14 protein-coding genes are annotated in these 21173 nt (G+C 73.1%); 8 read left to right on the plus strand and 6 right to left on the minus strand.

All coding sequences use genetic code 11. From position 1 onward, the window contains the following. Positions 1–22 precede the first annotated feature (22 nt). On the plus strand, positions 23–4051 hold the full coding sequence (locus ACFYU9_RS04920) for a glycosyl hydrolase (RefSeq protein ID WP_389342436.1): 4029 nt from the start codon (positions 23–25) through the stop codon (positions 4049–4051). Continuing rightward, positions 4048–4329, plus strand: coding sequence for an ABC transporter permease (locus tag ACFYU9_RS04925; RefSeq protein WP_389214502.1), 282 nt, complete (start codon positions 4048–4050; stop codon positions 4327–4329). Before ACFYU9_RS04920 ends, ACFYU9_RS04925 begins: the two co-directional genes overlap by 4 nt. A 45-nt stretch (positions 4330–4374) precedes the next feature. Here ACFYU9_RS04925 and ACFYU9_RS04930 read toward each other — a convergent pair whose 3' ends face one another. The 4 genes from ACFYU9_RS04930 to ACFYU9_RS04945 form a co-directional block, all read right to left on the minus strand. Beyond that, positions 4375–6450 carry an anthranilate synthase family protein gene (locus ACFYU9_RS04930; RefSeq protein ID WP_389342439.1) on the minus strand — a complete coding sequence of 692 codons (2076 nt, stop codon included), beginning with the start codon at positions 6448–6450 and terminating at the stop codon, positions 4375–4377. Further along, positions 6447–7109, minus strand: a complete 663-nt coding sequence (locus ACFYU9_RS04935) for an isochorismatase family protein (protein ID WP_389342442.1) — start codon at positions 7107–7109, stop codon at positions 6447–6449. The genes ACFYU9_RS04930 and ACFYU9_RS04935 overlap by 4 nt, the downstream gene beginning before the upstream one ends. A gap of 348 nt (positions 7110–7457) precedes the next feature. Further along, the gene (locus ACFYU9_RS04940; protein ID WP_389342445.1) at positions 7458–8660 is read right to left on the minus strand and encodes a 3-deoxy-7-phosphoheptulonate synthase; all 1203 of its coding nucleotides are present in this window, start codon (positions 8658–8660) and stop codon (positions 7458–7460) included. A 302-nt stretch (positions 8661–8962) separates the two neighbouring features. Continuing rightward, positions 8963–10114 (minus strand): IS701 family transposase, encoded by a 1152-nt coding sequence (locus ACFYU9_RS04945; RefSeq protein WP_389214496.1) that lies wholly within the window; start codon positions 10112–10114, stop codon positions 8963–8965. A 354-nt stretch (positions 10115–10468) separates the two neighbouring features. Between ACFYU9_RS04945 and ACFYU9_RS04950 the strand changes: the two genes are divergently transcribed. After that, on the plus strand, positions 10469–11461 hold the full coding sequence (locus ACFYU9_RS04950; RefSeq protein ID WP_389342448.1) for a ScbA/BarX family gamma-butyrolactone biosynthesis protein: 993 nt from the start codon (positions 10469–10471) through the stop codon (positions 11459–11461). Positions 11462–11555: 94 nt separating this feature from the next. Here the strand turns inward: ACFYU9_RS04950 and ACFYU9_RS04955 are convergent, their stop codons facing one another. Then, positions 11556–12980 carry an MFS transporter gene (locus tag ACFYU9_RS04955; RefSeq protein WP_389342992.1) on the minus strand — a complete coding sequence of 475 codons (1425 nt, stop codon included), beginning with the start codon at positions 12978–12980 and terminating at the stop codon, positions 11556–11558. Between the two features lie 357 nt (positions 12981–13337). Between ACFYU9_RS04955 and ACFYU9_RS04960 the strand changes: the two genes are divergently transcribed. Both ACFYU9_RS04960 and ACFYU9_RS04965 read left to right on the plus strand, forming a co-directional pair. Continuing rightward, a complete protein-coding gene (locus ACFYU9_RS04960) occupies positions 13338–13964 on the plus strand; it encodes a TetR/AcrR family transcriptional regulator (protein WP_389214492.1) in 627 nt (208 codons plus the stop codon). An 82-nt stretch (positions 13965–14046) separates the two neighbouring features. After that, on the plus strand, positions 14047–14880 hold the full coding sequence (locus tag ACFYU9_RS04965) for an aminotransferase class IV family protein (RefSeq protein ID WP_389214489.1): 834 nt from the start codon (positions 14047–14049) through the stop codon (positions 14878–14880). On the opposite strand, the gene ACFYU9_RS04970 is transcribed toward ACFYU9_RS04965, so the two are convergent. Next, complete coding sequence (locus ACFYU9_RS04970; RefSeq protein WP_389342995.1) at positions 14850–15653, minus strand: ScbR family autoregulator-binding transcription factor; 804 nt, start codon at positions 15651–15653, stop codon at positions 14850–14852. The two genes, ACFYU9_RS04965 and ACFYU9_RS04970, sit on opposite strands and share 31 nt — an antisense overlap. A 482-nt stretch (positions 15654–16135) precedes the next feature. Between ACFYU9_RS04970 and car the strand changes: the two genes are divergently transcribed. The 3 genes from car (at position 16136) to ACFYU9_RS04985 (ending at position 21170) form a co-directional block, all read left to right on the plus strand. Continuing rightward, positions 16136–19567, plus strand: coding sequence for a carboxylic acid reductase (gene car / locus ACFYU9_RS04975; protein WP_389342451.1), 3432 nt, complete (start codon positions 16136–16138; stop codon positions 19565–19567). Further along, complete coding sequence (locus ACFYU9_RS04980) at positions 19564–20328, plus strand: glucose 1-dehydrogenase (RefSeq protein ID WP_389214483.1); 765 nt, start codon at positions 19564–19566, stop codon at positions 20326–20328. The genes car and ACFYU9_RS04980 overlap by 4 nt, the downstream gene beginning before the upstream one ends. Positions 20329–20489: 161 nt before the next feature. Further along, on the plus strand, positions 20490–21170 hold the full coding sequence (locus ACFYU9_RS04985) for a ScbR family autoregulator-binding transcription factor (protein ID WP_389342454.1): 681 nt from the start codon (positions 20490–20492) through the stop codon (positions 21168–21170). Positions 21171–21173: the final 3 nt, after the last annotated feature.

The following is a 21173-nucleotide window of genomic DNA, read 5'->3' on the forward strand; positions in this document are numbered from 1 at the left end:
ACCCGCGACTAGCGTGAATCCCATGGACGGCTACGGAAGCATCACGAGCCGGTCCGAGGGCGGATCGGCCCCCACCCCCCTTCTCGAGGTCAGCCTGCCGGCATGCCGGCAGGGCATGCCGCTCGACGTCCGGGGCAGCGACTGGCAGAGCTGGCCCGTCCGGCTGACGGTCGACGGGCAGGCCGCTCTGCCCGACCACGTCCTGCTGGGCCAGACCGTGCCCGATCCCGAGCGCGACAAGGGCGAGGCGATCCGCCCGGACGGCACCGGCACCTTCCTGTGCCGGCTGTCGACGCTCCGGCTGGAGCCGGGCGAGCACCACATCGCGGCGGCGTACGCGGACGCGGGGGAGGGGTTCGCGCAGGACGGTTACGAGGCCGGCGCGCACACCACCGTGACGGTCATCGCGCGCGGGGAGACGCGACGGGGCGGGGCTCCGGCGCGGGAACCCGACGCGGAACAGCGGACCGCCGCCGGCGAGGGCGCGGAGCACGAGGAGGGCGACGACCCCTTCGAGCGCGAGCGCTTCCACTGGGAACGCCGCTTCGGCCATCTCGGCCGCATCCCGCCCGGCGTACGCGAGACGCAGATCTCGCAGGTCAGGGCATTGCGGGACCGCCGGGACCGGCTGGAGGCCGGGCTGCGGGCCGTCGCCGGCAAGGACCCGGGGACGGATCCGTCCGCGCCGGTGCCGGGCGGCACCAACTGGACGCCCATGGGCCCGGGCCCACTGGTGTCCTTCGGTACCGGCTACGGCGGCCGCGCCCTCGCGCTCGCCGTCGACCCCACCGACACGAACACGGTGTACCTGGGCACCGCCAACGGCGGCGTGTGGAAGAGCACCGACCGCGGCCTGACCTGGACCCCGAAGTCGGACTTCCAGCGCAGCCTGGCGATCGGCGCACTGGCCATCGACCCCGACGACCATCTCCACGTCGTCGCGGGGACGGGCGAGTTCAAATCCTCGGCCGACACGTACTACGGCAACGGGCTGCTGAGTTCCTCCGACGGCGGCGACACCTGGACGGAGCTGGGGACCGCGGTCTTCGACCGGGCCGAGATCACGCGCGTGGTGTTCGACCCGACGGATTCCACCGGGAAGCACCTGCTGGTGTGCTCCAGCATCGGCGTCTGCGAGAGCACCGACGGCGGCGCCAACTGGACGGTCCTGAACAGCGGCCTGTTCAGCGACATGGTGGTCCTCCGCGTGCCGGGACCGCCGGGGACCCTCAAGGTCGTCGCCGCGCGCTTCGGCAACGGCCTGTGGACCAGTACCAGGAGCAACGGGACGTGGGCGGCCTGGACGGTGGTCAACAGCCCGGCGCTGCCGGCGGCGAACACCTTCGACCGGGTGGCGATGACGCAGCAGGCGGGAAACCCCGACCTGGCCTTCGCCCTGTTCGCCTCGTTCCCCGGCTTCCTCGCGCTCGCCAGGACGACGGACGCCGGGGCCACCTGGTCGGCGGTCCCGATACGCCTCGACTTCCCCACGGGGGCGACGACGTCCGTGAGCGCCGGGCACGTCCACGACGTCTCCGTGCCGGCCGCGGACATGTCGGCGCCGACGGCCGCCCACACGTACACCAGCACCTCGGCCGGAACCCCCGCCCACACCCACGCGGTGCCGTTCACGGCACAGCAGTTCGCGCGCCTGGCCGGCGGCGGGCAGACGACCGTGACCACCGCCCCCGACGCCACCGGCCACAGCCACACGGCGAGCCTCGCCATCACGGACATGAGCTTCTACGCCCTCAGCGTGGCCGTGCATCCGACCGATCCCAACATCGTGTTCGTGGCCGAGCGCATGCTCTGGCGCTCCAGCACGGGAGGCGGCGTCTTCGAGTACGTCTCCAACATCCACAGCGACCACCACGCGCTCGTCTTCGATCCCGTCAACCCCGCCACCTGCTGGGAGGTCAACGACGGCGGCGTCCAGATCTCCACCGACACGGGCGTGACCTGGAGCCACCGCAACCGCGACCTGGCGACGCTGCAGTTCCAGTCGCTCTCCCTCCATCCCGACTGGGAGAACGTCATGCTGGGCGGCACCCAGGACAACGGTGTCCAGCGCTACGCGGGAACACCGGCCTGGACGCTGTCGAGGGGCGGGGACGGCGGCTTCGCGGCCATCGACCCGTCGAAACCCACCCGGATGTTCATGCAGTACACCTTCGCGAGCATCCTGCGGTCCGACGACGCCGGCGTCTCGTGGAACCTCAAGAACAGCGGGATCACCGGCCGCGTGCAGTTCTACGCCCCCTTCGCGCTCGACCCGACCACCCCCACGACCTGCTACTTCGGCGGCGCGCAGCTCTGGCGCAGCGCGGACAGCATGGACACCTGGGCGTCGGTGTCGGCGGCGCCGGGCCAGGCGATCACGGCCATCGCCGTCCATCCGGCCGACAGCAACACCGTGTACGCCGGCACGGAGGGCGGACGCGTCTACCGGTACCGGCGCACCGGAGCGACCTGGAACCCCGCGGACGTGACCAGCACCGATCTGACCGGGCCGTCCCTGCCACTGGTGTGCATCTCGGACATCGCGGTCGACACCGCGGGCACCCTCTGGGTCACGATCGCGGGCCTGCTCGACACCGAGGAACCCGGCGAGTTCAGCAACGACCACGTCTACCGTTCCGTGACCGACAAGGTCTGGACCTCGCGCTCCAACGGCCTGGCGCAGGCCAACCCGATCAACACGATCGTCATCGACCCGGCGAACGGCAACCGGCTCTTCTGCGGCGGCGACATCGGTGTCTTCCGGACCGAGGACGCCGGCCTGACCTGGCTCCCCTGGGACCAGGGCCTGCCCAACGCCCCGGTCTTCGACCTCGTCCTGCACGCCAAACGCAGGCTGCTGCGCGCGGCCACCCACGGCCGCAGCGTGTGGGAGCGGCCCATCGACGCGGGCCAGACCCCGATGGCCGACCTCTACCTGCGCGACACCGTGCTCGACTCCGGGCGCGTCCAGCCGTCCCCGTCGGGCGTCGCGGACCCCTTCGACCCCGCTCCGACGCCGGGCACGATGTGGTGGTGGCAGAGCCCCGACATCGTCGTGGACGCCCCCGAGCCGAACTACCAGACGCCCAGCGCGGTCGACGACTACGTCGCCCTGACCACGATCGCCCACCGCACCGCGCGCCGGGCCCGCGTGAACCGCTTCTACGTCCAGGTGCACAACCGGGGCGTGAACGCGGCGACGAACGTGCGCGTACGGGCCTTCCTGGCCGACGCCTCCGCCGGCCTCCCGGCCCTGCCCGCGGACTTCTGGTCCAACGGCAAACCCTTCGCCGCCGACCCCCTCGCCACCGCGTACACCCCGCTCGGGCCGACCTGGACCTTCGCCCGCCTGGGACCGGCGGAACCGGGCGTGGCCGAATGGGACTTCCTCATCCCGGCCACGGCCGCCGAGCACTCCTGCGTCCTGGCCGTCGCCACCTGCGACGAGGACCCCGTCCAGGCAGCCGAGGTCTTCGACGTGGGCACGCTCGTCACGACGAGGAAGCACGCCACGCTGAAGAACCTCCAGGTCGAGGACGCCGTTCCCGGCGGAGTCACCCCGTCCAAGGCGTTCGTCGTCATGCTCAACAACCCCCGGAGCACCCCGCAGCCGTACACCGTGCGGTTCGACTGGGCGAACCTGCCCGAGGGGACGCGGCTCTACATCGCCTTCGAGAAACTCGGCAACGCCCAGGGGCCGCAGCCCGGCCACGGAGTGGACCCGCTCCAGAACCCGGAGCAGATCCTCCCCGCCGACTTCACCGACCGCAACGGACAGATCCGCAAGTTCGACTTCGCGCGCTCGTACGTGATGAAGCCCGACGAGCACCGCAAGAACGAGCTGAAGGGCGTCCACATCGACCCGGACCGCGGCTCGCGCGGTCTCGCCGTCAACGTCCGGCTGCCCGAGAGCGTGGCGGAGCGGCCCGTGCAGTTCAACGTCCTGCAGGAGTTCCAGGGCGACCTGCAGGGCGGCAGCACCTACGTCGTCCGGCCCGTCCACCCCGCCCCCACGCAGGCGGCGGACGCCCGGACGGGGGAGGTCCCATGATGTCCCGTCAGCACCCGCGCCGTCCCGCGCCCCGCGCCCTCCGTCCCCGCTTCTGGGTGGAAGTCGTCCTCGGATCCCTGTCCGCCGTGCTCCTCGTGATCACCCTCGTCCGGCGCGACTGGATCGAGATCGTCTTCGGAGTCGACCCGGACGCCGGAAGCGGAGCCCTGGAGTGGCTCGTCGTGGCCATCACGGCCCTCGTCGCCGTCGGGTGCGCCGTCGGCGCCCGGCTGGAATGGCGACGCACCCACCCGGCCGGCGCCCACGCCGCGCGCTGAGCCACCCGAAGGCCCCGTGAGGCGCGGGCCGCCGGCCCGCGCCGGTCACGGCCTGGCGGCGGCCCCCAGCGTGTCGGCCAGCAGACCGCCGACCAGACGCACACCGTCCTCGGTGAGCACCGATTCCGCGTGGAACTGCATCGACGCGAAGTGCGGGCCGCGCAGGGCGTGCACCTCCCCGGTCGACGGGTCGCGGCTCACCTCCACCGGACCCACGCCCTCGACGTCGGCCTTGTCCTCCGCGCTGCGCGCGGCGAACGTGTTGTAGAAGCCGACCCGTTCGCGGGCGCCGAAGAAGTCGATCTCCTGCTGCACGCCCTGGTTCGGCACCTCCCGGCGGACCAGGGGCAGGCCCAGGCGCCGGCTGAGCACCTGGTGGCTGAGGCAGACCGCGAGGAACGGCCGCCGTTCGGCGAGCAGGGCGTCGATCGCCGAGCCGAGATGGGCGATCTTCGGATGGGCGCCGTCCCGCGGGTCACCGGGGCCGGGGCCCATGACGACGAGGTCGTAACCGTCGAAGGCGTACGGCTCGTCGAACCTGCGCACCGTCACGACGAGCCCGAGGGAGCGGAGCTGGTGGCCGATCATGGCGGTGAACGTGTCCTCGGCGTCCACCACGAGCACCCGGCTGCCCGCGAGGGCCGGCACGGGCCGGGCGCGCAGGCCTCCGTCGTCGAGCCAGAAGCCGGCGAGCGTGGCGTTGCGCCGCTCCAGCGCGGCCCGTACCTCCGGGTGGGCACCGAAGCGTACGGCCGTCGCGGCGGACCGCTGCCCACCGCCCGGCCCAGCGTCCCGCTCGGCACTCTGCCCAGCGCTCTGTTCAGCGTCCCGCTCGGCGCCCGGGCCGGCGCCCGGGCCGGTGGCCGGGCCGGTGGCCGGCCCGGCGGTCGGGGCCGTCGCCGTCGTGTCGTCCGCTTGGAGCGCGGCCAGCAGCCCGGCCGCCTTGGCGCGGGTCTCGGCGACCTCGGACTCCGGGTCGGAGTGGCGGACGAGCGTGGCGCCCACGCCGATCCGCAGCCGCCCGGCCCGGTCGATGTCGGCGGTGCGGATGAGGATGGACGAGTCGAGCACCCGGCCGCCCCGGTCGTCGCGCCCGATGAGGGCGACCACGCCGCTGTAGTAGCCGCGGCCCTCGGGCTCGTACCGGCTGATGACCCGGCAGGCGCTCTCCAGGGGGCTGCCGGTGACCGTCGGGGCGAACAGCGACGCGTGCAGGATCTCGCGCGGGTCGCGGGTGCTGTCGCCCTCGATGACGTACTCGGTGTGCGCGAGCCGCGCCATCTCCTTCAGGTACGGGCCGACCACCCGGCCCCCGGACGCGCAGATCCGGGCCATCATCTTCAGCTCTTCGTCGACGACCATGTACAGCTCGTCGGCTTCCTTGCGGTCGGCGAGGAAGTCCAGGACCCCGGGGAGCGTGGGCCCGGCGGGCGGGTAGCGGTACGTGCCGCTGATCGGGTTCATCACGGCCGTGCCGCCGGACAGGCTGATGTGCCGCTCGGGCGTCGCGCCGACGAAGGTGCGGTCGCCGGTGTGGACGACGAACGTCCAGTACGCGCCGGACTCGCCGCGCAGCAGCCGCCGGAAGAACGACAGCGCGCTGTGCGGGGCGTAGCCGGTGATGTCGGCGACGAACGAACGCTTGATGACGAAGTTCGCGCCCTCGCCGGTGCCGATCTCGTCGCCGATCACCCGTCGGACGGTCTCGGCGTAGCGGGCGTCGTCGACGTCGAAGTGGCCGCCGGCGAGGTCGATCGACCGGTCCGGGAGCCGGCGCAGGACCTCGTCCAGCGGGATCGCGGCCTGGTCGGTGACGGTCATCGCGATCAGCGGCTCGCCGTCGTCGGGCGCCTCGAAGCCGCGCTCGGCGATCTGCCGGTACGGGACGAGCGTCAGCACCTCGTGCCGCGGACCCGCGCCGGAGCCGGGCCCGGCCGCCTCGGAGAGCGGCACGTCCGCCAGCGTCGCCGGGGTGGAGATGTCACCCAGGAGCACGTCCACCGTGTCGGTTCCGCCGCTCTCGGGCCGGTACAGCAGCGCGAAGGCCGGCGGGTGCGGGGCCAGCACCCGGGCGAGCAGCCCGGCGGCCGCGGGCTCGGCCGCGGGCTCGGGGGCGGTCACGAGGCGGTTCCTGCCGTGGGCGCCGCGATCGGCAGCTGGTCGAGGAGGAGACGGGTCGTGGTGACGACGGCGCAGCGCTGTGCGGCGTACTCGACGGCCGACCGGTGGTGCTCGGCGGAGAAGTCGGCGACCGCGTCGGCGACGAGGAACGGCCGGATGTCGTGGGTGAAGGCGTCGACCGCCGTCATCAGCACGCCGACATGGGCGTACACACCGCAGATGACCAGCTGGTCGCGACCGCGTTCGCGCAGCCACTCCAGCAGCCCCGAGCGGAAGAACGCGCTGTAGCGCCACTTGGTGAACACCCGGTCGTCAGGGCCGGGCGCCAGCCGCCCGGCGACCTCGCGGTCCGCGGGATCGACGCGCATGCCGGGACCCCAGAAGTCCTTCAGCAGACCGCGCTGTTCCTCGGTCATTCCGCCGGGCTGCGCCGTGTACGCCACCGGCATGCCCAAGGCGGCGGCCCGCTCGCGCAGCAGGGCGGCGTGGTGGACGAGGGGATCGCGCACGGAGGCGGGGAGCGGGCGCAGGAAGTAGCTCTGCATGTCGTGGACGAGCAGCGCCGCGCGGTCCGGGTCGGCGGACCACTGGGCGGTGTTGCGGGGCAGGTCGTCCGCCGTCGGCAGCGGATAGGGCGCGATGGGAGGTATGCCGGCCATGGCTGTTCTCTCCTTGGCGAGGGGCTGAGGGGTGGCCGCGCGCGATGGGCCGTACCGGCCGGGGCGCGCGGCGGGGGATCGGGGGACGGGCACGGGGGTGCCGTGCCGGAAGGGCCGGACCGGGCCGGGACCCGCGGGGGCAAGGCCGCCGGCCCGGCGGGGGAGATGTCCGTCGGACCGGCGAGCGCCCGCCGGGTCGCCGAGCGCCCGTCCGAGGACGGGCCCGCCGCCGGACGACGGACTCGCCTGCCCGGGGACGGGCGCACCGCCGGACGGCGGACTCGCCTGCCCGAGGACGGGCCCGCCGCCGGACGACGGACTGGCCCGTGACTCCGGCGGGACGCCCTGTCAGGCGGCGGCCGGGCGCTCGGCGCGCCCGGTCGTCCACCAGGCCGAGGCCACGGACAGGGCCTGGTCGGGGTTGAGCCGCGGGTCGCAGCAGCTGGTGTAGCGGGTGCCGACCAGGTCGACCTGGGAGGCGTCACGGACGCACTCGGTGACGTCGTCGGGGGTGGTCTCCAGGTGGAGGCCGCCGGCGACACCGCCGCCGGCCGCCACCGCGTGCTGGAACTCGTCGACCTCGCGCGTGATCGTCTCCAGGAAACGGGACTTGAGGCCGGACGGGGTGTTGACGGTGTTGCCGTGCATGGGATCGGTCAGCCAGCTCACGGGGTGGCCGGCCGCGCGCACGGCCCCGACCAGTGCCGGCAGCCGCTCGGCGACGGTCCCGGCCCCCATCCGGGCGATGAGGGTGAGCCGGCCCGCCTCCCGCCCGGGGTCGAGCCGTTCGCACAGGGCGAGCAGTTCGTCGGCGGTCATCCCGGGCCCGACCTTGCAGGCCACCGGGTTGACGACCTCGGCGAGCAGGGCGACATGGGCGCCGTCGAGCTGCCGGGTCCGCTCACCGATCCACGGCCAGTGGGTCGAGGTGAGCAGCAGCCGGCCGTCCGGCTGGCGGCGCAGCATGGGGACCTCGTAGTCGAGCAGCAGTGCCTCGTGGCTGGTCCACACCGGGGCGCCGATGCGGGTCCGGCCGGATTCGTCGAGCCAGCCCAGGTGGGCCATCGCGGCACGGGCCGCCTCGTAGCCGCCGAGAAGCCGCCGCGGGTCGGGGCGGCGCAGCTCGGGGTCGGGCTCCGGGCTGTTGACCATGTGGCCCCGGTAGACGGGCAGTTCCAGGTCGCCGACCCGCTCGGTGGGGCGGGAGCGGGGCTTGCCGAACTGGCCGGCCAGCCGGCCGACCCGTACCACCGGGAAGCAGGTGTGCATCTCCAGCCGGCCGGCGAGCACGTTCAACAGGCCGGCCTTGCGGGCGACATGGCCGGGGGTGCACTCGGCGGTGTCCTCGGCGCAGTCGCCGGCCTGCACCACATGGGCCTCGCCCGCGGCGACCCGTGCGAGCACGGTCCGCAGCGTGCGCACGTCCTCGGCGTGGACGAGCGTGGGCAGGGCGGCGAGCTCCTTCCGCACCCGGAGCACCTCCGCCTCGTCCTCCCAGGGCGGCTGCTGCAATGCCTGGTCGTACCGGATGTCGAGCAGGGCGTCGTCCACGGAATTCCCCCTACGGATATGGCGTATCTGCGAAACGGTCGATCGTCGGAACTGATCGTCGATCGGAATGCCGTGGCGCCACCATCAAGCGGGGCGGTATCCATCAGGTGACGTGCGATCCGTCAGGTGACCGGGTTTGTGTCAAGTCGGCGCGGAAACACCGCTGTCATGAATTCACGTGGTGCACGGCCGGAATGCGCGCGGGTTTTTCCGCATGCGGAAGCGCCGGCGGGCGGACGGTGGTGTCTGCGTCCAGCCCGCCGGTCGGGGCGTGCGTGTGCCCCGGATGTCCCGGGGTCGGTTCAGCGGCCGCTTCTGGCGAGGGCGACGACCGCGTGCGCGGCCGAGGCCAGCGTGGTGTGGCGGTGCCAGCCGTCGAAGGAGCGGCCGGAGAAGTCCCGGATGCCCACGCGGTCGGCGATGTCGGTGAAGTCGCGGTCGACCCGCGCGGCCAGTGCGCCCAGCCGGACCAGGGAGGCCGGCGACGTGGTGGTGAGGTTCGTCAGCCACAGCTTGGCGGGCCAGCGGCCGCCCTCCTCGCCCACGCCGAGCAGCTGCACCTCGCCCTGGCCGGCGGTCGGGTCGGGCAGCGGCGCGCCGCCGACCCGTACGGTCGCGGCCCAGCGGGTCCGCGGGCCGGCGCCCGGCTCGTGGCGGCCGGCCAGGACCGGACGCCGTAGGGCACCGGCCATGAGCATGATCTGTTCGGCGGTCAGCGGCTCCCGGCCGGCCGCGGGCAGGGCGGGGTCCGCGACGGTCAGCGGCTGGTCCTGGCAGACGCTCACGAGCAGCGGCAGGCCGGCCGCGTGCAGCCTCTCGAACACGGGCAGGGCGTGCACCTCGCAGGAGTCGAGCACGAACGGCCGCACCGGAAGCCGCCACCGGACCACGGACTCCCGGCACGCCTCGACGACGCTCTCGCTGAGCGTCTCCACCGGCGCGCCCTCCGGGATGGCCACCTGGCTGCGGCGCAGGGCGTCCTTGAGCCACGCCCGCGGCAGGTGGAGACGCCAGTTGATGGGCGTGCTCGCGGTGTCGGAGGCGGCCCACACGCCGATGGCGCGCTGGGCGTTCAGCACCTGGCCCAGGGTCGGGACGAAATGTTTCTCCACACCGACGGTGTGCCGTCCGGTCTTCGGGATGATGACCGGCTGCACCACCCAGGCCTGCGGCGGCTGCGTGTCGATCCAGTGGTCGGCGAGGGCCCGGCGGACGGGGATCCAGTCCCAGGTGGAGCCCGATATGAAGTGATGGAGGTTCTGCTCCGAGGCCTGCTCGCCGAGGAGCGCGGCGATGTTGCGTATGGACTTGCGTCCCGGTGTCTCCAGGAGGCCCCGCAGGTACTGCAGGGCCTTCGTGCACTGGTCGGCCCGGGACAGCGAGGTGAAGAGGGTCGAGGCGATCTCGGTGAGACCGGCGTCGTGGGAGCCGGACCGGGAGGGAGCGAGAGGCATCCCCCGTAAGGCGGGCGGCGTGCGCGGGTCGAGGCTGAGCATGCGTCTCCTAATGGCTGTTGCAACCCGAGGCGGCCCCCATCCGCCGTGATCGAGCAGGGCGCCAAGTGGGGCCGCCCGGCCCGAGCGTAAGGGGCGCAACGGGGGTCGAGTCATCTCATGCCGGTGGAAAGTGTCAAGTTACCGGACGGTAGTCCCGTTGCTGGGAGCCTCCAGGATCCGGACACACTCTCCTTTTCCCGCGCTCAGGCGTACATTTGGCCGAGGGGAAAAGCGAACGAACGTCCTGTACTCCAAGTGTGTACGGGACGGGGCCTCACCGATCCGCCGACCGATCCGATTCCGGGGGGAATCTTGTACGACGTCACGCTCGCGCCCGCGCAGCCGTCCACACCCTTACCTGCGCTCCTCGGCGCCTACACCCACCTGAGGCGCGAGGAGCACCTCCTCGTCACCGGCTGGGAGCCGCCGTCCGGCCCCGATGTGGTCCTGGGCGTCAGATGGCCTGCGCCGCAAGGGGAGTTGCCGTACGACCCGCGCGTGCTCGCGCAGACCGTCCGGCAGACCGGACTCGTCGTGGCGCACGCCGTCCACGGCGTCCCGCTCACGCACCAGACCATGCTCTCCACCCTGGCCTTCACCATCGACCCCGACCTGCGGATGCCCCGGGGCCGGACGTCGGCACTGGACGTGCGCGTCACCGTGGCAGACGGCGCGGGCGCGCGGCGTACCCCGCGCGCGCTGCGCATGTCCTTCCGCGTCCTCGCCGACGGGGTCACGCTGGCCCGGGCCGAGAGCGAGTTCACCTGGATCCCGGAGCGGGTGTACGCACGGCTCCGGGGCGCCCGGCGGCACGTCGACTGGGGGTCCTGGCCGGTCCCGGCACCGGTGGACGCCGGGCTGGTCGGCCGCATGCGCCCGGGGGACGTGGCGCTGGCCGAGGGGGACCGGCCCCACCGCTGGCTGCTGCGCAACGACCCGGCGAACCACCTGCTCTTCGACCATCCGGTCGACCACGTGCCGGGCCTCGTCCTGCTGGAGGCCGCCGACCAGGCGGCGCGCGCCGTGCGGTGCCCGAGCTCCTTCGCGCCCACCGCCGTCGAGGCGGCCTACTGGCGGTACGTCGAGTTCGACCGGCCCTGCTGGATCGAGGCCGCGCCGCTTCCCGAGCCCGGCGCCCTGCGGATCACCGGGACGCAGGACGGCGAGCCCGCCTTCCGGGTCGACTTCCGGGAGCCCCGGCACCGGAGCTCCCGGGAAGCCGCCGGACCTCGTGCCGGAACTCCTGCCGCAGCCATGGATCCTGACGCGCCACCGGGCACGAGGTGCACGGCACGCACCGGCTGAGGGCCGGGGGTACGCACACGCGCGGCGCGGCCCCGCGGTTCGCCCCCGAGCCGGGGTCGTCCGCAGGGCCGCGCCGTGGGCGTGGGCCGGCGTGTCAGTGTGCGGCCGGCACCGTCCCGGCCTCCTCCACCCGCTCCTGCGGTTCGCCCGATTCCTTCGGCACCCAGCGCAGGGCGAGGACGCCGAGGGCCAGGCAGAGCAGGCTCGCCACGCCGATCGCCACGTGCAGACCGGTGAGGAAGGCCTCCTCGGCCTCGGCGACCGTGCGGGCGGACAGGCCCGGTGCGTCCAGCGTCTCGTCGAGCGTGTCCGCGACATCGGGGCCGACGAGCCGGAAGCACACGGCCGCCAGCGAGCCGAGCAGCGAGATGCCGAGGGCGTTGCCCAGCTCGTTGCTGGTCTCGGCGAGCGACGCGGCCGATCCGGCGCGCGAGGGCGGCACGGCCGCGACGGCGGTGTCGGCGACCAGGCTGAAGGACAGGCCGTAGCCGACGCCGGCGACGATCGTGGAGGCGATGAAGGCCGCCACGCCGTGCTCGGTGGTCGTCAGCAGGAGGAGCAGCAGGCCGACGCCCATGAAGAAGTGGGAGGCGATGAGCGCCGACCGGGTGCCGATCCGGTCGGCGATGCTGCTGGTCTTGATGCAGACGATGGTCAGGACGGCGGCGCCGGGCAGCGCCAGCAGGGCCGCCGCGAGGACGCTGTAGCCGAGGACCGACTGCAGGTAGATGCCGCTGAGGTAGCCGGCGGCGGCCCAGGCGACGAGCGTCAGCAGACCGGTGAGGATCGCCACGGTGAACACGCGGTCCTTGAACAGCCGCAGGTCGAGCAGCGGATGCTCCAGACCGAACTGACGGCGCACGAACCACACCAGGAGGGCGAGGCCGACGACGCCGGTGACGGCCTGGGTGAGCGAGAAGCCCGCGGCGGCGGCCGACTTCACCGAGTAGACGGCCAGCAGGATGCCGACGGCGGACAGCGCCACGCTGAGGGCGTCGACCCGGCCGGGGTTGGTGGTCCGCACCTCGCGCAGCAGCACCGGCGCGAGGACGAGGAAGAGCACGACGACCGGCAGGTTGATGAGGAACACCGAGCCCCAGGAGAAGCGGCTCAGGAGCAGGCCGCCGATCACCGGTCCGGCCGCGAAGCCGGCGGCGAACGTCGCCGCGAAGATGCCGATGGCCTGCGAGCGCTGGCGCGGGTTGTGGAAGAGACTGCTGATGATGGCGAGGCCGGAGGGCAGCAGCGTGGCGCCGCCGAGTCCCATCAGCGCTCGGCAGGCGATGAGGACCTCCGGGCTCGGCGCGAACGCGGCACCGGCCGAGCCGATGCCGAACACCACCGCGCCGGTCAGCAGGAACTTGAGCCGGCCGTACCGGTCGCCGAGGTTGCCGAAGGCGATGAGCAGGGACGAGACCACGAACCCGTAGATGTCCAGGATCCAGAGCGCCTGGTCGGTGGTCGGCGTGATCGCGGACGTGATGCTGGGCATCGAGAGATACAGGACGGAGCCGTCCATCGAGACGAGTGCGACCGGGCCGAGCACGATGAGAAGGCCGAGCCAGGCTCGTCGGTCGGCACGCTCCGCGACTAATTCGTCAGAAGCCACGGGGGCAACCTTTCACGAGAAGGTGTGCGAAGGGGTGGGGAGTTGACGTGAGGAAGTGGCGCGAGGAAGCGGTGTGAAGAAGTGAAGTGGCGTCAATTGGCATCGAGTGGCGGGAAAAGGATCCCGGGCGGTGCATACGGTGTACGCGCAAGGTCCGGGACGCGTCGGTGCGATCCCGTGCGTACATCGTACGCGAATTTCACGCGTACGTCGTACGCAAGGTGTTGGGTATAATAACGCGTGGCCATCAAGACACAAGGCAGACAAGTGAGTTCGCCCGCCCTGACGCGGAGCGCGATCGTGGCGGCCGCCGTCCGCATCGCCGACGCGGAGGGCGTCTCCGCCCTCTCGATGCGGCGCCTGGCGACCGAGCTCGACTCGGGCGTCATGTCGCTGTACCGGCACGTGGCGAACAAGGACGCACTGCTCACCGCCATCACCCAGGCGGCCTGCGACGAACACCCCTATCCCGAACCGGCGCCGCCGGACTGGCGCGAGGCCATGCGGCTCGCCGCCCGGCTCGACTGGGAGGTGTACTGCCGGCACCCCTGGGCGCTGGTGACGTCCAGCTCGGCCCGGCACTTCTCCGACACGTCCTGCCTCGACTGGATGGTCGACGCGCTCGCCGGCCTCACCGAGGACCCGGACCTGGCGCGCTCCTTCTCGATCGCCCTCTGGTCCTACGTCCAGGGGGTGTGCATCCAGCACGTGGCGCAGCAGCTGCTGCCCGGCGGCGACAAGCCCGAGCAGTCCCCGCTCAGAGCCACGGAGGAGGACTTCGAGACGGGGCTCGAGACGTTCCTCGACGGCATGGAGCAGCGCGCCGCCAAGGCCGCCGCCAACGCCCAGGACGCCGTGACCACGCGGACGTTCACGCCCGTCCTGCCCCGCTGACCCCTTCCCGCGCGCCACACCGCCCGCCTCCCGGCGGACCCGCCAGGGGTGTCCGCGCGGGAGCCGGGTCGTTGGGCACGGCATGACGACCACCCGCACGACCAGCACGAACAACGGCTCGACCACGACCCGGCTGGACGGCCGCGAACCCGCGGCGGCGGACCTCGCGCCGCTCGCCTTCGCCGGATACGCCCACTTCACCGCGATGCAGGTGCGTGACGGCCGGGTGCGCGGCCTCGATCTGCACCTCGCCCGGCTGCGCCACGCCTCGCTCGAACTCTTCGGCCGCGCCCTTCCCGACGACCGGGTGCGGTCCCTGCTGCGCGCGGCCCTCGCCGGCGGCCCGGCTGACCTCTCGCTCACCGCGACCGTCTTCTCACCGTCCGGCGAGTTCACCGTGGCCGCGCCCGACGAGGAACCCGAACTCCTCGTCCGCACCGCACCCCCCGCCGCGGGGCCGGCCGGCCCGCTGTCCCTCGCGGTGGTGGAACACGAGCGGTTCCTGCCGTCCGTCAAACACGTCGGCGAACCCGCGAAGACCTACTGGCTGCGCCGGGCCACCGAACAGGGCCACGACGACGTCGCCTTCACCGACCGCCGGGGCCGGCTGAGCGAGGCGTCGATCTGGAACCTGGCCTTCTGGGACGGCACGGCCGTGGTCTGGCCCGCGGCAGCCATGCTCGACGGCGTCACCATGGGCGTCGTCCGCCGGCAGCTCGACCGCCTCGGCGTCCCCCAGCACGTCCGGGAGGTCACGCCCGCCGACCTGCGGGCCCTGTCCGGCGCCGCGGTCATGAACTCCTGGACACCCGGCGTCGCCGTGCGCCGGATCGGCCCGACCCCGCTGCCCGAGGCGCCGTCCTTCGTGGAACTGCTGCACCGGGCCTACCAGGAAGAGCCGCTCAGCTCCTGGTGAGCAAGCCCGCACAGCTCCCCGGCGGTCATCGGCCGGCCGGTCGTCGACCCGTCGCTTATCGGCCGGCCGGTCGCCGACCCGCCGGCCGTCCACGCGCAGGCGTGTGCCGGCCCGTCCCCGTCGGGTCCGGGCCGATGGCGCTCCGCGTCCGGCCCGCCCGCCGGGGCGAGGCTGCCCGCGGCGTCGATCCGTCCGCGTACCGGCTCCGCGGCCAGCTGCGGCAGCACCAGCCGCCAGAACGGAGTCAGCGACGCCACGGACCCGGCCCGGTCCGGGGCGCGTTGCAGCCCCTCCAGGCCGGCCGTCACCGCCGTGATCGCGGTGACGGCGCCGTCCAGGTCCACGCCCGGGGTCAGACTGCCCTGCCGTCGGGCGAGCCGGAGCAGCCCGCGGACCCAGTCCCGCCAGGGCTGCCACGGACTGGCCCCGCCCGGCCAGGCCGGGTCCAGGGCCAGACCGAAGCCAGCGCGCAGCAGCGGATCCCGGGCGACCCTCGTGGCGAGCACGTGCGAGGTGTCGACGAGCAGCTGGAGCGGCGCGGGATGACGCACCGGGACCGGCCCGATGACACACCGCAGGATCTCGGAGGCGGTCGCCTCGACCGCCTCGCCGAGGGCGTGCTTGTTCCTGAAATGGAAGTGCAGCGCACCGTGGCTGACCTGGGCCGCGGCACAGATCTGCCCGATGGAGGTGCCCGCGAAGCCGGCCTGGTCGAAGAGGCCGGCGGCGGATCGGATCAACTGACGACGTGTCTTTGCGGCGCGGTCCTGCATGGCGATGCGCACTCCGGAAGAAGGTGGGGGAGTGGTGGGCGAGGGCCGAGGGCGGAGCGGTCGGCCGCTCGACCGCGCGGATGCCGGGCCGGCGAGGGCGGGCACCGCTGCGGCGGAATCGCGGGCGCACGTCCGGTGCGCCGCACATCCCTTCCTACCACGCGGACAACGCGGCATGTACAGACGCTTACCGGCACGGGCGCCCTGCCAGGTCTGCGGCGGGCCCGGTGCGATCCCCGGCCCGTCCCGGGCCGGAAAGCGCCGCTCGCAGCGGACTTGACGGATCGTCGGCGGATTCCCGGGAGGGCCCGATCGGCTGTGCCTAGCATCGGTCGACGAGCCGGAACCGGCGCGGGCGGCCTTCCGTGCGGCGGCCCCGAGGCGCTCGGCGCTGCCCCGCGGCACGCCGCCGCCCGCCCGCTCCCGTCCGGTTCGGCATCCCGCCCCTGAAGGCGGCCCATCCTGCGACGCGGAGACCCAGAATGCGACTTGCACAGGTGATGGCATCCGTCATGCAGCGCCACCCGGACCGGCCCGCAGTCGGCGAACGCGTGAAGGAATTCGCGCCGGACCCCGACACGGGCCGGGTCGTGATCCGGCTGCTGCCCCGCTACGAGACGACCAGCTACGCGGAACTGTGGGCGCGGGTCCGTGCGGTGGCGAGCGCCTGGCACCACACCCCGGACCGGCCACTGAGGGCCGGCGAGCGGGTCGCCCTGCTCGGTTTCACCAGCCGCGACTACGCGACGATCGACCTCGCCTGCATCCATCTCGGCGCCGTCACCGTGCCCCTGCAGACCAGCGCCGCGCCGGCGCAGCTGCGGGCGATCCTCGCGGAGACCGAACCGTTCCTCCTGGCCGCGAGCCTCGAACGGCTGGACGCGGCGGTCGAGCTGATACGCGACAACGGCTCGGTGCGACGGCTCGTCGTCTTCGACTACCACCCCGAGGCGGACGACCACCGCGAGGCCTTCGCGGCGGCCCGCGAGCGTCTCGCCGAGACCCGGCCCGACGTGCTGGTGGAGGCCTTGTCGGAGACCGTCGAGCGGGGGACCGCGCCGCCCGGCGCTCCGCTGTTCGAGTCGCCGGAAGGCGAGGACCCCCTCGCCATGCTCATCTACACGTCCGGCAGCACCGGCACGCCCAAGGGCGCCATGTACACCGAGCGGCTGGCCGCCGCGATGTGGGGCGGTGCCTGGGCGAAGCTGTTCGACGAGACGTACGCCGTCACCTTCCACTACATGCCGATGAGCCACGTGGCCGGGCACTCCTCCCTGAAGGCCACCATGGTGCGCGGCGGCACCAGCTACTTCACCGCCAGCAGCGACCTGTCGACGTTCTTCGAGGACATCGCGCTGACGCGGCCCACCGAACTGTCGCTGGTGCCCAGGGTGTCGGAGATGCTCCACCAGCGGTTCCTGAGCGAGGCCGACCGGCGCACCGCCGCCGGCGCCGACCGTCAGTCGGCCGAGGCAGAGGCGCTCGCGGACATCCGCGAGAACGTCCTGGGCGGCCGGGTCACCTGGGCCAGCAACAGCTCCGCCCCGCTCTCCGCCGACCTGACCGCGTTCGTCGAGTCGCTCCTCGGCCTCGAACTGCACAACGTCTACGGATCCACCGAGGCCGCCGGAGTCTCGGTCGACGGCGTGCTGCTGAGCCCGCCCGTGATCGACTACCGGCTCGCCGACGTGCCCGAACTCGGCTACTTCCGCACCGACCTGCCCCACCCGCGCGGAGAACTGCTGCTGAAGTCGGAGGCGTTGATCCCCGGCTACTACAAGCAGCCCGAACTGTCGGCGAAGCTGTTCGACGAGGACGGCTACTACCGCACCGGCGACATCGTCGCCGAACTCGGCCCCGACCGGATCGCCATCGTCGACCGCCGCAGCAGCGTCCTGAAGCTGTCCCAGGGCGAGTTCGTGGCCACCTCCCGCCTGGAGTCCATCCTCGCCGCCGGCCCGCTGGTCCGCCAGATCTTCGTCCACGGCGACAGCGAACGCTCCTACCTCCTCGCCGTCGTCGTCCCCACCCCCGACGCGCTGCGGGAGCACGGCGACGGCCCGGACCACCGGGCGCTGAAGCAGCTGCTGGCCGAGTCGTTCCAGGAGCTCGCCAGGGAGGCCGGCCTCAACTCGTACGAGATCCCCCGCGACTTCCTGATCGAGACCGAGCCGTTCAGCCAGGCCAACGGGCTGCTCTCGGACCACCGCAAGCTGCTCCGGCCCCGGCTGGTGAAACGTTACGGCGAGCGTCTCGCGCAGCTCTACTCCGACACCGCCGCCCGCGAGAACGCGGAACTGGCCGAGATCCGCCTCGCCGGCGCCGACCGGCCGGTCCTGGAGACCGTCCAGCGGGCCGTGAAGGCGCTGCTCGCCGGCTCCCTGGCAGAGATCGCTCCCGACGCGCACTTCCGCGACCTCGGCGGCGACTCGCTGTCCGCCGTACAGCTGTCGAACCTGCTGGAGGAGACCTTCGGGGTCCGGGTGCCGGTGGACACGGTCATCAGCCCCGGCTACGACCTGCGGCACCTGGCCGAGCACATCGAGTCCCGGCGCGGCGCGGCCGCGGACCGGCCCACCTTCGCCTCGGTGCACGGCCGCGGCAGCACCGAGGTGCACGCCAAGGACCTCACCCTCGACCGGTTCCTCGACGCGACCACCCTCGCCGACGCCCCGGCGCTGCCCCGCACCGAAGGGGAGCCGCGCACCGTGCTGCTGACCGGCGCCGGCGGCTACCTCGGCCGCTTCCTCACCCTGGAATGGCTCGGCCGGCTCGCCCCGGCCGGCGGCCGGCTGATCGCCGTGGTGCGCGGCAAGGACACCGCCGCGGCCCGCCGCCGCCTCGACGCGGCCTTCGACAGCGGCGACCCCGAACTGCTGCGCACGTACCGGGAGCTGGCCGCGGACCATCTGGAGGTGGTGGCGGGCGACCTCGCCGAGCCGCGGCTCGGCCAGGACGAGGAGACCTGGGACCGGCTCGCCGACGAGGTCGACCTCGTCGTCCACGCCGGAGCGCTCGTCAACCACGTGCTGCCCTACCCGGAACTCTTCGAGGCCAACGTCGTCGGCACCGCCGAACTCCTCCGGCTCGCCCTCACCCGCCGCGTGAAGCCGTTCACCTACATCTCCAGCGTCGCGGTCGCCACCGCGCACCCGGACCGGCCCCTCGACGAGGACGCCGACATCCGCCACGCCCTGCCCGCCCTGCCCGTCGACGAGGGCTACGCCGGCGGATACGCCGCCAGCAAGTGGGCGGGCGAGGTGCTGCTGCGCGAGGCACACGACCTGTGCGGGCTGCCCGTCACCGTCTTCCGCTCCAACATGATCCTCGCGCACAGCCGGTACCGGGGCCAGCTCAACGTCCCCGACATGTTCAGCCGCCTGCTGTACAGCGTCCTCGCCACCGGCATCGCACCGCGCACCTTCTACCGCGCGGACGGCGCCCGGGCCCACTACGACGGACTGCCCGTCGACTTCACCGCCGCCGCGGTCGCCGCCCTCGGCGGCGGCGCACCCGGGCACGCGGCCTCGCCGGCGTACCGCACCTTCGGCCTGGTGAACCCGAACGACGACGGCATCTCCCTCGACACGATCACCGACTGGCTGACCGAACTGGGCCACCCCGTCGAGCGGATTGACCGCCACGCGGACTGGTACGTCCGGTTCGAGACGGCCCTGCGCGCCCTGCCCGAGGCCCAGCGGCAGCACTCGGCACTCCCCATCCTGCACGGATTCAAGGAGCCCGAGCAGCCGGTTCCGGGCTCCGTCGTCCCGTCCGAGCGGTTCCGCGCCGCCGTCCGGGCGGGCGCGATCGCCGGGCACCGGGACATCCCCGGCCTCGACCGGGACCTCGTCGCGAAGTACGCGGCCGACCTCACGCAGCTGCTCGTGGCAGGGGGAGGAAGCAAGGCATGAACAGCGACCTCCTCAACGGGAAAGTCGTCCTCGTCACCGGAGCGAGCAGCGGCATCGGCGCCGCCGCGGCGGCGGTGTTCGGCCAGGAGGGCGCCACGGTGGTGCTCGCCGCGCGCCGGGCGGACCGGCTCGCGGACCTGACCGGGGAGCTGCGGGCCAAGGGGATCGAGGCGGCGTTCGTGGTCTGCGACGTCACGGACGCCGCCGACGCGGCACGGGCCGTCGAGTTCGCCGAGGCGGAGTACGGCCGGCTGGACGGCGCCTTCAACAACGCCGGCGTCGGCGGCGACCGCACCCCGCTGCACCTGATGTCCGACGACGTCTACGACACCGTCATGGACGTCAACGTCCGCGGCGTCTGGAACTGTCTGCGCCCCGAGATCGCCGCCATGCTGCGGCACGGCGGGGGAGCGATCGTCAACAACAGCAGCGTGGGCGGCCTTGTGGCCATTCCGGCCGCGGCGCCGTACATCGCCGCCAAGCACGCCGTGATCGGACTGACCAGAGCGGCGGCGGACGAGTACGCCCAGCACGGCGTCCGGGTGAACGCCGTGGCCCCCGGCACGACCCGCAGCGAGATCACCGAGGACTGGTTCCGGCGCAATCCCGGCCTGGAGCACACGGTCAACTCGATGACCCCGCAGGGCCGTACGGCGGGACCGGAGGAGATCGCGGCGGCCGCGGCCTGGCTGCTCAGCGACCGGTGCCCGTTCCTGACCGGGACGGTGCTGCCCGTGGACGGCGGTTTCGTCAACCAGTGACGTGACCGCCCGGGACGCGGGGCCGTGGAGAACTCCCCTGCCCACGGCTCCGCGTGTCCCGTGACAGTGCCTTGGAAACATCCGGACCCTCCGGTATGTTATTGCGGTTGGGTCGGCGCCCCGGTGGGGCGTGGACGGGGAGATTCTGAGGGGGCGGCCACGTGGCGCGTCAGGAACGGGCCATCCGGACCCGTGAGGCCATCCTCGAGGCCATGGCCCTGCTCTTCATCGAGCTCGGCTACGAGGGCGCCACCATCGCGGCCCTCGTCGCCCGCACCGGACTGACCCGGGGCGCCCTGTACTTCCACTTCCGCACCAAGGACGCGCTCGCCCGCGCGGTCCTCGCGCGTGCGGTGACCCGCGAGGGCACCGTGCCCCAGACGTACAAGCTCCAGGAATGGCTCGACCTCGGCCTCCTCCTCGCCCACCGGCTGCCCCGCGAGCCCACCCTGCGCGCCGCCATCCACCTGTCCGTCGACCCCAAGGCGCGCGGCCTGTTCGGCACCCGCTGGCCGGACTGGATCGACGTGGGCCAGGACCTCCTCGTCGAGGCCAAGGAGCGCGGCGAACTGCTCCCGCACGCCGTCCCCGAGGAGATCGCGCGCCTCGCCGTCGGCGCCTGGACCGGGGTCCAACTCATCACGGAGGCCCTGCCCGACGGCCGCGACCTCTCCGAGGAGATCGCCCGCCTCTACCAGCTCATCCTCCCGAACATCGCCAGCCCCGGCGTCCTCGCCAAGCTGGACACCTCTCCGTACCGCGCGGAACGGCTGCTCGGCCCGGAGAAGGGGCACGGGACGGGGACGGCGGCCCAGGCGTCCGCGGACGCGCTCCGGCTCTGACCG

It is taken from the genome of Streptomyces sp. NPDC004327 (genome assembly GCF_042873935.1).
Taxonomy (GTDB): domain Bacteria; phylum Actinomycetota; class Actinomycetes; order Streptomycetales; family Streptomycetaceae; genus Streptomyces.

Excerpts from the sequence above, each read along its gene's own strand:
- car (WP_389342451.1), top strand. The coding sequence starts at position 16,136 with ATGCGACTTGCACAGGTGATGGCATCCGTCATGCAGCGCCACCCGGAC.
- ACFYU9_RS04945 (WP_389214496.1), bottom strand. The coding sequence starts at position 10,114 with ATGCCTCTCGCTCCCTCCCGGTCCGGCTCCCACGACGCCGGTCTCACC.
- ACFYU9_RS04965 (WP_389214489.1), top strand. The coding sequence starts at position 14,047 with ATGACGACCACCCGCACGACCAGCACGAACAACGGCTCGACCACGACC.
- ACFYU9_RS04970 (WP_389342995.1), bottom strand. The coding sequence starts at position 15,653 with ATGCAGGACCGCGCCGCAAAGACACGTCGTCAGTTGATCCGATCCGCC.
- ACFYU9_RS04980 (WP_389214483.1), top strand. The coding sequence starts at position 19,564 with ATGAACAGCGACCTCCTCAACGGGAAAGTCGTCCTCGTCACCGGAGCG.
- ACFYU9_RS04935 (WP_389342442.1), bottom strand. The coding sequence starts at position 7,109 with ATGGCCGGCATACCTCCCATCGCGCCCTATCCGCTGCCGACGGCGGAC.
- ACFYU9_RS04925 (WP_389214502.1), top strand. The coding sequence starts at position 4,048 with ATGATGTCCCGTCAGCACCCGCGCCGTCCCGCGCCCCGCGCCCTCCGT.
- ACFYU9_RS04955 (WP_389342992.1), bottom strand. The coding sequence starts at position 12,980 with ATGGACGGCTCCGTCCTGTATCTCTCGATGCCCAGCATCACGTCCGCG.
- ACFYU9_RS04920 (WP_389342436.1), top strand. The coding sequence starts at position 23 with ATGGACGGCTACGGAAGCATCACGAGCCGGTCCGAGGGCGGATCGGCC.